This window comes from Streptomyces sp. WP-1, assembly GCF_030450125.1.
Taxonomy (GTDB): Bacteria; Actinomycetota; Actinomycetes; order Streptomycetales; family Streptomycetaceae; genus Streptomyces; species Streptomyces incarnatus.
The window spans coordinates 7,388,371-7,402,463 of record NZ_CP123923.1 but is presented as its reverse complement, the minus strand read 5'-3'; the positions used below and the strand labels follow the sequence as shown (position 1 = coordinate 7,402,463).

The window sequence follows — 14,093 nt, the reverse complement described above, 5'->3', positions numbered from 1 at the left end:
TCACTGTGGTGATCCGGGATAAGAGACTTGTGAGAGGCCGTCGGGCCCGGCGGAGTCGGGTATCCGCAGCCGGAAGAGCGCGCCGCCGCCGGGCGCGGGTCCCGCGGTGAGGTCGGCGTGATGCGCGCGGGCGATCTGGCGGGCCATGGCGAGCCCGAGCCCGGAGCCGGGCAGGGCGCGGGCCGTGCGGGCCCGGTAGAAGCGGTCGAAGACGTGGGGCAGGTCCTCGGCGGCGATGCCGGGCCCGTGGTCCCGGATCTCCAGGACCACGCCGTGCGCCTCGCGGGCCAGGGTGACCTCGACGGGGCGGCCGGGCGGACTGAACTTGGCCGCGTTGTCGAGCAGGCTCGACAGCAGCCGGGACAGCCTTGCCGGTACGCCCGCCACCGTCACGGTCTCCGTGTCGTGAGCGATCCGCAGCCGGAAGGGGGCGTCCGGCCAGTGGTCGCGGGCCGCGTCGACCGCGTGGGCGACGACCGACGCCAGCTGGACGTCCTCCACCAGCGGGTCCGGCTCCTCGTCGCGGGCCAGTTCGATCAGGTCGTTGACGAGGACGGTGACCTCGCGCAGCTGGCGGCCGAGCGCGCCGGCCGCCCGCTCGCGCTGCGCCCCGGTCAGCCGGTCGGAGCGCGCCAGCAGGTCGGCGTTGGCGCGCAGCGCGGTGAGGGGGGTGCGCAGTTCGTGGGAGGCGTCGGCGACCAGTCGGCGCTGCGCGGTCACGGACTTCTCCAGCTCCCCGAGCATGGTGTTGAAGGCGGCGGCGAGCCGGGTGATCTCGTCGTCGGCGGCAGCCCGCCCGGGGGGCAGCTCGATGCGGTGGCGGGCGTCGCGGGTGGCGGCGATGCGTTCCGCGGTCGCGGTCAGCCGGGCGACGGGGGCGAGGCCGGTCCGGGAGACCCAGAAGCCGAGCCCCCCGGCCAGGACCACACCGGCCGCGCCGACGGCACCGAGCAGTGCGGCGGCCTGCCGTACCCCTTGGTCGACGGTGTCGGCACGTACCGCGACCTGGAGGGCGCGGCCCGCCCGCAGTGGAGTGGTCAGCATCCGGGCGCGGTGGCCGGCGAGGCGGAGTTCGCTGTAGTACGGGCCGCGGGTACCGGCCGCGACCTGGCGGGTGGCGCCGGTGACGGGCAGCAGATAGGGGTCCGCCGGGTCGTCTCCGGCGCGGGCGGGCACCAGCTGGGTGCAGGCCGGGGCGGCGAGGTAGCGGCATTCGCCCTGGACGACGCCGGGCGGCTCGCGGCGGTACTGCTGGGCGGCCAGCCGCGCGGACTGGGTCAGGTGCAGGTCCAGCTGGTGCAGCAGCTGCTGACGGATCACCAGGAACGCGGCGGCGCAGACCCCCACCACGACGACGGCGACGGCGGCCGAGGCCGCGAGGGTCAGCCGGGTGCGCAGCCGGTGGCGCGGCCACCGGCCGCCCGTCCGTCCGGCCCGGCGCCACGGCAGGGCCCTCACGGCAGGTCCAGCCGGTAGCCGACGCCGTGCACGGTGTGCACCAGCCGGGGCTCGCCCCCGGCCTCCAGCTTGCGCCGCAGATAACCGACGTACACGGCCAGCGAGTTGGACTCCGGCCCGAAGTCGTGGCCCCACACGCGGTCCAGGATCACGCTTCTCGGCAGCACCTGTCCGGGGTGGCGGAGCAGCAGTTCCAGCAAGGAGAACTCGGTGCGGCTGAACTCGACGGTGCGTGCGCCGCGCCGACCGGTGCGGGTGACCGGATCGACGACGAGATCGGCGAAGGACAGCTCCGTCCCGGCCACGGGCCCGGTGGACGCGGAGCGGCGCAGCAGGGCCCGTACGCGTGCCACGAGTTCGTCCAGGGCGAAGGGTTTGACCAGGTAGTCGTCGGCGCCCGCGTCGAGGCCGTCGACCCGTTCGCGCACCGAGCCGAGGGCGGTGAGGACCAGGACCGGGGTGCGGTCGCCGAGGTTCCGCAGCCGCCGGCAGACCGCGAGCCCGTCGAGGCCCGGCAGCATCACGTCGAGGACCACGGCGTCGGGTTCCCACTCGGCCACGGCGGACAGCGCGCCGGGCCCGTCCTGTGCCCCGCGCACGTCGTAGCCCTCCACCGCGAGGCCGTCCTCGACGGCGTACCGCACCTCGGGCTCGTCGTCGACGACCAGGATCCTCGCCGCGGACACCCGCTCACCAGCACTGTTCATGCGGCCAGCTTGCCAAACCCGGCCCGCAGGTTCGGCGCAGGACCGTCGGGAGGGCCGGGTGTCAGACGCGGTCGGCGGCGATCAGGACGTACTGGAAGGAGCCGTCGCGGTAGGACTCGATGAACGCCTCTTCGATGCCGGTGACCAGCGAGGAGGTGGCCCGCAGCTCCCAGTAGGGCAGCGTGTCGGGGGTCAGGTCGATGACGGCCTGGGGCACGAGCCGGTTGTCGGCCATGGCGCGCAGGTACTCCCGGCGGGAGTGGATGTTGCACTCGAAGTGGGCGTTGATCCGGGAGACCCACTTGGACGGCTGGCCGTAGCGCGGGTTCCAGCAGCCGGTGATCGTCACATAGCGGCCGCCCACCTTGAGGAAGCGGGAGTGCTCGGCGAACAGGTCGTGCAGGTCGACGTACATCGTGGACTCGTTGTTCCACGAGGCGGTGACACTGCCCTTCTCGAAGGGGGTGTCGAGCATGTTGCAGACGTGGGAGCGGACGTGGTCCTGGATACGGAGGTCCCGGGCGCGCCCGTTGCCGAACTCGGCCTGTGTCTCGGACAGGGTGACGCCCTGGACCCGGCAGCCGAAGCGGCGGTGGGCCATCACCATGGAGCCGCCGCGCCCGCAGCCGGCGTCGACGAGGGTGTCCTCGCTCGTGACGGCGCCGAGGTGGTCCAGGAGCAGCTCCGCCTGGGCGGACTCCAGCCGGTGCAGCTCGGCGATGAGTCTCTTCTCGTACTCGCGGTGCTCCGGGTCGCCGAGCGCGGCACGGTCGACGGCGCCGATGCCGTAGTGGTGGTGGTAGAGGCCGTCCACGTCACCGAGGCGCAGGTTGACCGGCCTCGCCTCGTTGTTCCAGTACCGGGCGATGTCCTCCTGGTAGGGGGTCGCCGGGGCCGGGATCGTCGCGGAGAGGCCGGGGGTCGTTTCCGTGGTCACAGGTGTTTCCGTTCTTTACCAGAAGTCGGGCAGGCTGTAGCGGTAGGTGTTGGTGCGGTGCCAGTCGTGGTTGCCGTCGACCCAGGTGGCCACGCCCTTGAGGAAGCGCAGCACGCTGGGCAGGGGGCACTCCGCGGCGACGTCGGCCGCGGCGGCCTCGAAGGCGTGCATGAGCTGGTTGTGGACCTCGACGGCCTTCAAGTACGCCTCGCGTTCGGAAAGTTGCTCGCGCTTCGCGATCACCACCGGCAGGTTCAGGTGCAGGCCGGGGCTGTCGAGTTCCTTGGTGTAGGAGTAGAGGTCGTTGACGATGGTGGCCGCGTTGCCGGCGAGGGCGATGGCCCGCTGCATCGTCGGCAGGGCGTGCAGGTCGGCCGGCAGTTCGTAGCCGCCGACGGTGTCGGTGATGGTGGGGCAGGGGCGGAAGTTGTTGAACTGGCGCATCGCCAGGTACTCCCAGACCTCCGGCACGTACTCGGTCTGCGCCCACGCGGCCTCGGCCAGGTAGCCCATGTGCAGCCGGGCCATGTCGTGCCGGTAGCGGTCGGCCTGCGAGGGCGTGGCGGCGCGGACGAAGTAGTCCATCGCGCTGCGGTACGCGCGCCGGGGCGCGTCGGAGCCCAGTGACTCCTCCCACGCCGGGGCGTACTCCGGTGTGGTGTGGAGGTGGTCGAGCGTGGTGTGCGCGAGGAGGATGCGTCCGCCGAGGCCGACGGGCGAGCCGCCGTGGTCCTCGCAGTAGCAGTCGTCGAGGGCGTTCTCGGCGACCATCAGCCGGGTGGCGAGCATCAGATGGTCGATGTCGGGGGCGTCGGGGTGGCACGCGACCATGTAGCGCCCCACGGAGAAGCCGTCGAACTGGCCTTCCCACTCCTCGGGGTAGAGCTGGACCTCGTCCTCGGCCCAGCGCTTGATCCGGCGGCTCACCTCCTCGACACGGCCGGGGTCGGGCTCCGGGACGGGGTGGTGGTAGAGACCGGGGACGACCGGGCCTTCGGCGGAGGAGGGGGCGGGGGATGCCTGTTCCGATTCCGGTGCCGATGCCGGGTGCGGGGGCGCTGCCGGGTGGGGGGTCACTGCCGGGTGCGGGGCCGAGGCGGGTGGTTTGAGGGCGCGGGCCAGGGAGAGTGAGGACGTGCCCAGGCCGGTCGGTCCGCCGAGGATCCGCTGGTGACCGGGGTCGGCGGCGCGGGCAGGGGCGGGGGCGGGCGACGCGGCCGGGTCCGTGGGCGTGGAGACGGCCGCCTGGATCGAGTGCGTGGGTGGCTGCTGCGCGGGTGCGGCTGGTCCGGTGACGGTTGGTCCGAGGGGCCGGGGAGCGGGCATCGGCGACTCCTTGCTACGGCGGGGAGGAGGACGGACACGTGCTGCGCGGGCCGGGGTTGGGGGCCTCCTCGCGAAACGGTTCCGTGAGGCCCTAGCCCCGCCTGCGGGCGATGTGCACGTTCTCCAGGACACCGAGCGCGTCGGGGACGAGGACCGCGGCGGAGTAGTACATGCTCACGAGGTAGGAGGTGACCGCCTGCTCGTTGATGCCCATGAAGCGCACGGAGAGGCCCGGCTCGTGCTCCTCCGTCAGGCCCGTCTGCCACAGGCCGATGACGCCCTGGTTCTCCTCGCCCGTGCGCATCGCGATGACGGAGCTGGTCTGCTCCTCACTGATCGGGATCTTGTCGCAGGGCAGGATCGGGACCCCGCGCCAGGCCGGGACCATCTGGCCGCCGACGTCGACATGGTCCGGGTAGAGGCCGCAGGCGGTGAACCCGCGTCCGATCGCGGCGATCGTCCTCGGGTGGGCGAGGAAGAACTTGGTGCCGCGGCGGCGGGTGAGCAGTTCGTCCATGTCGTCCGGGGTCGGCGGCCCGGAGCGGGGCTGGATGCGCTGCTGGAAGTCGGCGTTGTGCAGCAGCCCGAACTCACGGTTGTTGATCAGCTCGTGCTCCTGGCGCTCGCGCAACGCCTCCACCGTGAGGCGTAGTTGCTCCTCGGTCTGGTTCATCGGCCCGTTGTAGAGGTCGGCGACCCGGGTGTGGACGCGCAGGACGGTCTGCGCGACGGAGAGCTCGTACTCGCGCGGGTTCAGCTCGTAGTCGACGAAGGTGTGCGGCAGTTCGGCCTCGCCGACGTGACCGGCCGACATCGCGATCTCGGCCTCGCCGTACTTGTTCTGCCGCCTGCGGGTGGTGGAGCTGAACCGCTCGATGTGGGTCCGCAGGCTCGGCGCGGAGTCGTGTACGGCGGCGAAGTCGGCCCGGGAGAGGGTGAGAAGGGTGCCGGAGGTCTCGGCGGTGGCCGTGTAGAGGTGCCGGGAGTCGCCGTCCAGGAGGGCTTCCTCGCCGAAGTGCTCGCCGTCCGCGAGTACCGCGAGGGCGACTTCCGCGCCGTACTGGCCCTGGCCGGTCTTGCTGACACGGCCGTGGGCGATCATGTGGAGGCGGTCGGCGGGCGTGCCGCGTTCGACGAGGACCTCGCCGGCGGCGAAGTCGCGCTGGGTGCAGCGGTCGGCGAGGGCGGTGAGGGCGTCGAGGTCCTCGAAGCCCCGCAGCAGGGCCAGTTCACCGAGCTCGCGGGGGATCACACGGACGGTGGCGCCCTCTTGGACGAACTCGATGCGTCCGTCGCCCAGGGTGTGGCGCAGCCGTCGGTTGACCCGGTAGGCGCCGCCCTTGGTCTCGACCCAGGGGAGCATCCGCAGCAACCAGCGGGAGGTGATCTCCTGCATCTGCGGGGCGGACTTGGTGGTGGTGGCGAGGTTGCGGGCGGCGGCGGTGCTCAGGGACTGCTGCGGTACGGTCCGGGGCTCCGGGCTGCTGTCGACGGTCATCGCGGTGGGCCTCTCCTTGCGTGACAGGGCGGCCGGCGCGCACGGGGGCGCGGACCGCGAAAGGGAGGGATGGTGAAGCGGAGGATCTCCGGGATCCGCCCACGCAGAGGACCGTAATGGCCGGTCAGGCCGTGTCTCCGGAATGCCGGCGCGCTTCCTTCGAAGCGGTGATAAAAAATTGAACACGGTTTATCGGGCCGATAGGCGGCATTGCGCCACCCTCGCGGGAGCCGGGGCGGGACACGGCGGGCCGCGCAAGACGATCACCGCGCCGCGCCCGTACATGATCAGGCCAGCACGCGGGGGAACCGGGCCTCGGCGTTCGATTTCGTACCGGGGCCCGGGAGCCTCAGGTGAGGACCAGCCGGCGGCGGCCGTCGAGGAGTTCGCGGGCCGCGTCGAGACGGCCGGCGTGGCACGCGGTCTCGGTGATGACGTGCGGCAGGACGTCGCGCAGGGTGTGCAGGTGCGGTGCGCCGAGGAGGCCGTGGGGCCACCAGACCAGTGGGGCGTCGGCGGGGGTGATCGCCGTGCCCGTGTGAGCGGTTCCCCGATATTCGGACCGCTCGGTCGGCCCGGGGCGCGTTTCGGGATTCGGCGGTGGTCGGTCATACTCCCGGGGGCCCGCACCGGCCGGGGGCGCGAGATGGTCGTGCTCTCCCCGGGGCGGCGAATGGAGGAGGAAGGTGCGGCACCACATACGCCGGACGGCGCTCGTCGCGGTGGTCCTGGTCCTCGCGGCCGTGCTCGGGGGCTGCTCCGGCCAGCCGCGGAAGGTGTCGGGGCTGCTGGACACCACCCGGCGGGTTCCGGCGACGAGCAGGCTCGTGACCCGGCCGCACCTGGTCAAGCGCTGCCGTTCCGGATCCGAGCGGGTGCGGCACACGTCCGGGCGCGGCGGCAGGAAGCGCACCTGGTACACGACCAGGACCACGACCGAGTGCACGAAGGTGCGGCAGGGCACGGAGACGTACCGCCGCGTGATCCGCCAGGAACGCTGGTGCGTCATGCTCGACGACGTGGGCGGCAAGCGGTCCCGGGACCATGTCTGGTACCGGGTCACCAGGAAAACCTATGCGGATGCCCAGGTGGTCAGGGCCGGCAGCCGGATGACGTTCGAGCCGGAGCACGACGGCTGCTGAGCGGCGGAGGCCAGCGCGCGGCCGGGCCCGCCGGGCGGAAGCCTCCCGGCGGGCCCGCGGCCGAGGTCAGCGCAGCCACGCGTGGTCGCGTACGACGGGCAGCCCGGCCCACCGGCGGCCCAGGCCCCAGGCGGTGCCCGCGCCGGTGGCCGCCACGGCGATCAGCGCCACCGCGTAGACGAGGTGATAGTCGGCGAACGGGTTCGTCGACATGCTCGGCGAGCCGTCGGCCAGATGCCGGGCGGGCGGCCATTCGGCGGCCCACATGAGGGCCATCATGGCGGTGCCCGCGACCGCGGCCGGCCGCAGGGCCACGCCGGTTGTCACCGCCACGCCGATGCCGAGCATGCCCAGCATGAACAGCCAGTCGGCCCAGCCGGCGCCGGCCCACGCGTGGAACGTGGACCGCAGGGGGCCCGCGGCGACGGAGGCGAGGAAGCCCTTCGTCGGGGACACGCCGTCGATCCACGCCTTGCCGGATGCCGTGGCGTAGCCGAGGCCGAAGGTCTTGTCGAGGAACGCCCACAGGAAGACGAACCCGGTCAGGATGCGCAGGGCCGCGAGAGCGCGGGCCTGCCCGGTGTGCGTGTCGATGCCGGCCGGCGCGGCGGGCGCGGTCGCGGTCCGGTCGTTCCGGAACGACGGGCGCGAGCCCGGGTGGCGGTGGGAGTGCTCGTGCACGGCCATGATGGTGGTCCCCTCTGGCATGCCCAGCTGTCCTGTTGTCGTTGACGACTCCACTTTCCTGGTGAGCGCCGCCCGGCGCCGCGGGCCGAAGGGCTCCGGTGAGGGGGCCCAATGTCCCTGTGCGCGGGGGCGGTTCGCGAGGGGCGGGCCGGGGCAGGGTCCGGTGGACCGGAGAGGGCGGCACCGGCACCCACTCCCCTGTCCGGGCACACAGAGGAGTTTGGGACACTCTTTGCGCGGGACACGCAACTGAGGTCCGCCTTCTCCTTGTCTGGCAGGGAGTCGGGCCCGTCAGGGCCGAAGGTACGAGAGAGCGGGGTAGGCAGTGGGACGGCGCAAGGGCAGCATAGGGATCGCACTGGTCACGGGTGCCGTGCTGATGGGTGCGAGCGCCTGCGGCGGGGGCAGTGGCTCCGACACGGTCGGCGGTGACGCGAAGGCGCCGGGCAAGTCGACCGCGAGCGCCTCGCCTTCGCCGACGAAGCCTGCGGGTCCGCCGATGCTGCTGGACACGATCACCCCGCAGAGCGGTACCACGGTGGGCGTGGCCATGCCGATCTCGGTGGTGTTCACCGATCCCGTGGCGGCCAAGGCGCGGGCCGCGGTGGAGAAGCACATGAAGGTGAGCGCCTCCACCCCGGTGGCGGGCGCCTGGCACTGGTTCGGCGACAAGCGCGCCGACTGGCGGCCGAAGACCTACTGGCCCTCGGGTACGAAGGTGAAGATCGACGCCGACATGAAGGGCGTCAGCAACGGCGCCGGACGCTACGGCGTGCGCGACTACACGCACACCTTCACGATCGGCGACGACGTGCGCGCGGACGTCTCGGTCACCGGCCACACCATGAAGGTGACCCGCGACGGCAAGCTGGTGCGCACCCTGTCCATCAACGCGGGCAGCCCCCAGTACCCGACGTGGAACGGCACGATGGCCGTCATCGACAAGCAGGAGAAGGTCCACATGACCTCCTGCAGCGTCGGCATCAGCTGTGACAAGGGCAGCCCCAACTACTACGACCTGACCCTGCCCTGGGACGTGCACCTGACCCAGAGCGGTACGTACGTCCACTACTCCACCGGCGACCCCACGCCGGGCGGTGGCAGCGCCCGTGGTTCGCACGGCTGCGTCCACCTGTCCCTGTCGGACGCCAAGTGGTTCTACGGCCAGGTCAAGCAGGGCGACCCGGTGACCATCACCGGCTCGTCCCGCGCCAAGGCGGACCCCGACAACGGCTACGCGGACTTCAACCTGGACTGGGGCCAGTGGCTCGCGGGCAGCGCCTCCGGGGAGGGCACGACCTCGGCGCTGTGATCCACCGCCGCTCGGTGTGTCGGACGGCCCTCGCCGCAGCAGTGCGGCGGGGTGGCCGTCCACCGGCCGCGTCGTTTCGGTGAGCGCGTGGGCAAGGACGAGAAGTCGTCGCCCACCTCGTCGTTCGGCGCGGCCGCGGTCGCGTACGCCGGGCATCGTCCCGACTACGCGCGGGCCGCGGCGCGCTGGGCGCTCAAGGCGGCGCCCGGCACCCGCGTCCTCGGCCCCGACGCCGGTAGCGCCCAGGTCCGGCATGGCGGTCGCCGGTCCGGAGACCGCCCGGGTCCTCGCGCACGGCGGCACCCTGGCGGGGCTGTGGAACACCATGGACGACGGGGTCGCGTAGGTCGCCGAGGTCGGCGGGAGCGCGGCCGTCGGTCCCCGGGACACGCCCGCCGGTCGGCGTGCCGAGACGGCCCGCATGCACCTTCCGGGGTCCGGTGGCCCGGCCCGGTTCGGCTCGCCGGAACAGGCCCCGTTCCCGCACGGGCAGCGTCGTACGGCTGACGCTCTCGTCGCCGCCCTCGGCACGCGCGCGGGGAGTTCACGCTGCCGATGCCGACCGGTGTGCCGCGCGTGCGACGGCTCTGAGGGGTCGAGTCGGCGGCGGCCCCGGGCCGGTCTCCGGTACCACGACCGGTTACCGAGCCCTCCGGTCGCCGCCTCCCGAGGCCCCGGGGACGCGGTCCCTCACTCCCCCGGCCTCCCGCCGTCCCGCTGCCGGGCCGCCCACGCCGTCAGCGTCCGGTAGCAGATCTTGCCGGTGGGGCCGAGTGGCATCTCGTCCACCGGCAAAAGGAGTTCGGGGTGTTTCCGGCGGCCCAGGCCATGGGCCAGCAGATGGGCGGTGAGGTCGTCGAGCGTGGGCGCGGGCGCGCCGGGGGCCGGGCGGACGCAGGCGCACAGGCGTTCCCCGAGGTCCGGGTCGGGCACCGGGACGCAGACCGCCTCGGCGACGGACGGGTGGCCGCCCAGTCCGTGTTCCACCTCGGCGAGGCTGATGTTGAGGCCGCCGCGTACGACGATGCGCTTGAGCCGGCCGAGGACGTGCAGCCTGCCGTGCTCGTCCAGGCGGCCGAGGTCGCCCGTGCGCACCCAGCCGTCGTGGGTGCGGTAACGGGCGTTCAGCTCGGGTGAGTCGACGTAGCACAGGGGTGTCATCGGGCCCCGTGCCTCGATCTGGCCGCGCTGTCCGGTGGGCAGCGGGGTGCCGTCGGGGCCGGTGATCCGGATACGGGCCACCTCGGGATCGGGGGTGCCGACGCTGTCGCCCGGGGGCCCGCTCTCCCCCGCCGTGTGGCAGTTGACGCCGTCGGAGGAGCCGTAGACGGTCACCACCGGGCGGCCGAAGCGCCGGTGGCAGGCCGTCGCGATCGCCGGTGGCAGGGCGGCGCCGCTGGAGACGACGGCGCGCAACGACGAGGTGTCCTCGCCCGGTCGGGCCGGGAGGTCGGCGATGCGGCGCAGCATGGTGGGTACCGCGAACAGATGGGTGGGGCGGTGCTCGGCGATCAGTCGCAGCGCGTCCGCCGGGTCGAACCGTGACGGCACGATCAGGGTGCCGCCGAGGACGGCGAGGGTGACCGGTGTGCCGAGGGAGCCGAAGGAGGAGGCCAGCGGGACGAGGACGAGGTGGCGGGGCGGCACCTCGGGGTCCGGGTGCAGGGCGCGGACGTAGCGGGCCCGGCCGCCGGCGAGGGCGTGATGGCTGTAGGCGACCATCTTGGGCTCGGTCTCGGAGCCGGACGACACCAGGATGCGGGCGGGCCCGTAGGGGTCGACGGGTCCCGGGCGCCAGGGCTCGGGGGCGCGGGGCCGGGGCGGGTGCAGGCCGAGCGCGTCGGTGTGGTCCGGGCCGGGGACGTACCGGGTGACCAGGTGGGGAAGGTCCGCGAGGGCCGGGAGCTGCCGGGCGGAGCCGAGGACGGCGGCGCGGGCCCGGGAGCGGGCGAGCAGGGCCCGGGTGTCGCGGTCGTCGCCGCTCGGGGGCAGGGGCAGGGCGACCGCGCCGAGCGCGTACACGGCGAGTTCGGCGGCCACGGCGTCGCGTCCGTCGGGCAGCCGCAGCGCCACCACGTCCTCGGCGGCGAGGCCCGAGCGGGCGAACAGGGCGGCGATACGGCGGACTTCGGCGCCCAGCGCCGCGTAGGTCAGCGTCCCGGTGTCGTCCACCAGGGCGGCGCGGTCCGGGTGTGCGCGGACGCGGGCGGTGAACAGCGTGTACAGATCGGCGTCCGGGCACAGGCCCTCGGACACCCAGGCCAGGCGCTGGGCCCGGGGCACGAGGTCGGGGAAGGGCACGCCGGCGCGTGAGGTCCACACCGGTCGTCCGCGCCGGGCCGCGGGGAGGGTGGCGGGGGCGGTGGTCATGCGAACTCCCAGGGCGCGTGCGGCCGGGCGTGGCCGATGAGCGGATCCGGCGGTGCGACGGCCGCCTCGAAGGCGGGGTCGTCCGCCAGGGCGGCCAGGTCGGTGCGGACGGGGGTGGCGGTCAGGCCCGCCGCGGCCAGGCGGTGCGTCCACTCGTCGGTGGTGCGGGCCGAGCGGTCGGCGCGCTCCAGCAGCCGGCGCGCCGCCTCCGGGTTCGCGCGGGCCTCGGGGCCGAGGTACAGATGGCCGTCCGCGGTGCGCAGAGGGCGGTCCCGTGCCGTCCAGCGGACCCGGTGCGCGGGGCGCGGGACCAGGGCGGCGGCGGAGACCAGGCTGGAGTCGACGCGGCCGCCCCGCCCGGTCCGTTCCCGGTGCGCCAGCGCGGCCAGCACGCCCTGGGCGCACACCAGTCCGCCGAGGACGTCGGTGAGGGTCATCAGGGAGGGGGCCGGGGGTTCGTCGGCCGGACGTACGGCGGCGGCGAGTCCGCTGTGCACCTGGGCGAGGTAGTCGGTGCCGAGGGGCGGCCGGTCGCCGAGGGTGTCGCCGAAGCCGGAGGCCCAGGCGTACACCAGGGCGGGACGGGCGGACAGCAGGTCGGGGGCGTCGAGCCCCAGCCGGCCGGCCTTGCCGGGGGCCCAGTTGTGCACGAAGGCGTCGGCCTCGGCGGCCAGCGCGCGTACCGTCTCCCGGCCCCGCGCGGTCGTGAGGTCGGCCTCGACGACCCGCTTGCCCGCGTTGAGGGCCGTGAACCGGGCGGAGGTGTCCCCGGCCAGCGGGGGCAGCCAGCGCATCGGGTCGCCGCCCGGTGGCTCGATCCGGATCACCTCGGCGCCCAGCATTCGCAGGACGTGCCCGGCGAGGGGTCCCTGCACCCGGCGCGTGGACTCCACCACCCGCAGGCCCGCGAGCGGCAGGGAGCGCGGGAGAGCATCGGGGGCCGCGTGCGCTGGCGGAGGAGTTCCCCACCGGGGAACCGGGGGGACGGCCGGTACGGGAGTTCCCCGCCGGGGAGCCGGGGGGACGGCCGGTGCGGGGGTGAACCGCCAGGGTTCGGGGCGGACGGCCGGGTCGGGGTCGGTGCCGAGGGTGAGGAGGCTGACGCCGGTGTCGTACGCGGCGGCCCGCAGGTCCGGCAGGGTGCGGCGGCGGGCGGCCGCGCGCAGTTCGTCGGGCAACGGGCATACGGCGGTGGCGAACCGCTGCTGGAAGGGCAGCCAGCCACGGCCCGCGACGGCGGGCGGCACACCGAGCCGGGTCCAGAACTCCCGCCAGGCCAGCGGGTCGAGGGTCTCCACCTCCACGCGAGCGCCGTCGCAGGTCTCCAGGGTCGCGAGCCCGCCCGCACACGGCTCCGGTGCCGCCGTCGTCGGGGGCGGTCCGTCTCCTTCGCGGGCCGTAGCGGCGGCGAGGTACTGGCCGGCCGCCAGCAGCGCTCCCTGCGCGACCGAGGTCCGCACCTCGCGCAGGTCGAGTCCCCGGGCCCGTCCGATCCCGGCGGCCGTGACGCCCTGGGCGGCGAGGACCCCGGCCACCACCGAGGCGTAGTCGACGGCGAGCGGGGCCGGTCCGCCGGTGGCCCGGCCGTGGAGGTGCATGAGCCCGCAGGCGGCCTGTACGGCACGCTCGTCCGGCAGGTCCATCCCGACCGGCCCGGCCCAGTCGAGGACGAGGCGCGTCCCCGGGACACCCGGGGCGGTGTGCCGGAGCAACCGGTCGGCGACGGCGGCGGCGACCACCGGCCGTACGGCGGTACGCGGACTCACCGGCCCTCCTCGCCGGGCCGGCGGCCCTGCACCGAGTAGAAGACGCTGGAGGCGGCACGGAAGGAGGGGTCCCGCATCAACTGCCGTACCCGGTGCAGCTCTTCGTCGGTCATGCCCTGTTCCACCAGCCGGTCGCGGAGGTTGCGGGTGTGGTTCGACTGGAGCCCGAGGCCGGGGTCCTGGGCGTGCCGGACGCCGATGTGCAGCTGGACGTCGATGCCGGTCAGCCCCGCCGCGCACAGGGCGGCGGGCACGGCGCGCCCCCAGTGCGGATCGCCGCCCGCGGCGCGCATCGCGGCCGACTTGGCCCGCAGGAAGCGGACGTACAGTTCCCCGGCCGCCGGGTCCGGGGTCAGCAGCGGGGGTTCGTAGGAGGCGTCGATCTCGTCGATCTGGAGCAGTCCGCCGGGCCGCAGGGCTCGTACGAGGCGGGGCAGGACGGCCTCGCGGGAGGGCACGTGCTGGAGCACCAGGCGCGCCACGATCAGGTCGTAGGCCGCCTCGGGCAGCGGATCGCGGGCCACGTCGAGCGCGGCGACCGCCAGCCGCGGGCCGGGGACGAGGTCGCGGGGGTCGCGGTCGGTGGCGAGCACCGAGCCGCCCGGCGCGACCCGCTCGGCCAGCCAGCGGGCGATGCTGCCGCCGCCCGCGCCGATCTCCAGGCAGTGCCAGCCCGGGCCGACACCGGCGGCGGCCAGGCGGGGCAGGGTCACCGGGTCGTAGGCGGCCTCCAGGCAGCGGTGCTGGTCGCGGCTGTGCGCGGTGCCGTTGCCGAAGACCGCCCGGGCGGGGGCCGGCGGTGCCATGGGGGTGGCTCCTTTCATCGAGGGGTCGATCGAGAGGGGCGGCCGGTCACGACGCGGCCGTGGGGAGGGGTGGCCGACGGATTC

At 74.2% G+C, this 14,093-nt stretch carries 12 protein-coding genes; 2 read left to right on the top strand and 10 right to left on the bottom strand.

Features of this window, described 5'->3' with window-relative positions:
- From QHG49_RS32930 to QHG49_RS34235, 6 genes are all read right to left on the bottom strand, one after another.
- On the bottom strand, positions 1 to 1,458 hold the full coding sequence (locus QHG49_RS32930; protein ID WP_370530545.1) for a sensor histidine kinase: 1,458 nt from the start codon (positions 1,456 to 1,458) through the stop codon (positions 1 to 3).
- A complete protein-coding gene (locus QHG49_RS32925; protein WP_145487829.1) occupies positions 1,455 to 2,165 on the bottom strand; it encodes a response regulator transcription factor in 711 nt (236 codons plus the stop codon). The genes QHG49_RS32930 and QHG49_RS32925 overlap by 4 nt, the downstream gene beginning before the upstream one ends.
- Positions 2,166 to 2,226: 61 nt before the next feature.
- Entirely contained in the window at positions 2,227 to 3,102 is an 876-nt protein-coding gene (locus tag QHG49_RS32920) for a geranyl diphosphate 2-C-methyltransferase (RefSeq protein ID WP_159707483.1), read from the bottom strand.
- Between the two features lie 15 nt (positions 3,103 to 3,117).
- Positions 3,118 to 4,428 carry a family 2 encapsulin nanocompartment cargo protein terpene cyclase gene (locus QHG49_RS32915; RefSeq protein WP_301492447.1) on the bottom strand — a complete coding sequence of 437 codons (1,311 nt, stop codon included), beginning with the start codon at positions 4,426 to 4,428 and terminating at the stop codon, positions 3,118 to 3,120.
- A gap of 91 nt (positions 4,429 to 4,519) precedes the next feature.
- Positions 4,520 to 5,926, bottom strand: coding sequence for a family 2B encapsulin nanocompartment shell protein (locus QHG49_RS32910; RefSeq protein WP_159707479.1), 1,407 nt, complete (start codon positions 5,924 to 5,926; stop codon positions 4,520 to 4,522).
- Positions 5,927 to 6,275: 349 nt separating this feature from the next.
- Entirely contained in the window at positions 6,276 to 6,626 is a 351-nt protein-coding gene (locus tag QHG49_RS34235) for a DUF664 domain-containing protein (protein ID WP_370530544.1), read from the bottom strand.
- On the opposite strand from QHG49_RS34235, the gene QHG49_RS32900 reads away from it, so the two are divergent.
- Positions 6,613 to 7,068, top strand: a complete 456-nt coding sequence (locus tag QHG49_RS32900) for a hypothetical protein (protein ID WP_236576602.1) — start codon at positions 6,613 to 6,615, stop codon at positions 7,066 to 7,068. The genes QHG49_RS34235 and QHG49_RS32900 overlap by 14 nt on opposite strands.
- 66 nt (positions 7,069 to 7,134) lie before the next feature.
- Here the strand turns inward: QHG49_RS32900 and QHG49_RS32895 are convergent, their stop codons facing one another.
- Positions 7,135 to 7,755, bottom strand: a complete 621-nt coding sequence (locus tag QHG49_RS32895; RefSeq protein WP_301492995.1) for a hypothetical protein — start codon at positions 7,753 to 7,755, stop codon at positions 7,135 to 7,137.
- A 379-nt stretch (positions 7,756 to 8,134) separates the two neighbouring features.
- Here QHG49_RS32895 and QHG49_RS32890 point away from each other — a divergent pair, with 379 nt between their 5' ends.
- Entirely contained in the window at positions 8,135 to 9,067 is a 933-nt protein-coding gene (locus tag QHG49_RS32890; RefSeq protein ID WP_301492444.1) for a L,D-transpeptidase, read from the top strand.
- Between the two features lie 690 nt (positions 9,068 to 9,757).
- Here the strand turns inward: QHG49_RS32890 and QHG49_RS32885 are convergent.
- The 3 genes from QHG49_RS32885 to QHG49_RS32875 are packed head-to-tail and all read right to left on the bottom strand — an operon-like array spanning position 9,758 to position 14,009.
- Complete coding sequence (locus QHG49_RS32885; protein WP_301492441.1) at positions 9,758 to 11,437, bottom strand: class I adenylate-forming enzyme family protein; 1,680 nt, start codon at positions 11,435 to 11,437, stop codon at positions 9,758 to 9,760.
- Positions 11,434 to 13,203 (bottom strand): CoA transferase, encoded by a 1,770-nt coding sequence (locus tag QHG49_RS32880; RefSeq protein WP_301492436.1) that lies wholly within the window; start codon positions 13,201 to 13,203, stop codon positions 11,434 to 11,436. The genes QHG49_RS32885 and QHG49_RS32880 overlap by 4 nt, the downstream gene beginning before the upstream one ends.
- Positions 13,200 to 14,009: a class I SAM-dependent methyltransferase gene (locus QHG49_RS32875; protein ID WP_145487835.1), complete on the bottom strand. Its 810-nt coding sequence runs from the start codon at positions 14,007 to 14,009 to the stop codon at positions 13,200 to 13,202. Before QHG49_RS32875 ends, QHG49_RS32880 begins: the two co-directional genes overlap by 4 nt.
- Between the last annotated feature and the right edge of the window lie 84 nt (positions 14,010 to 14,093).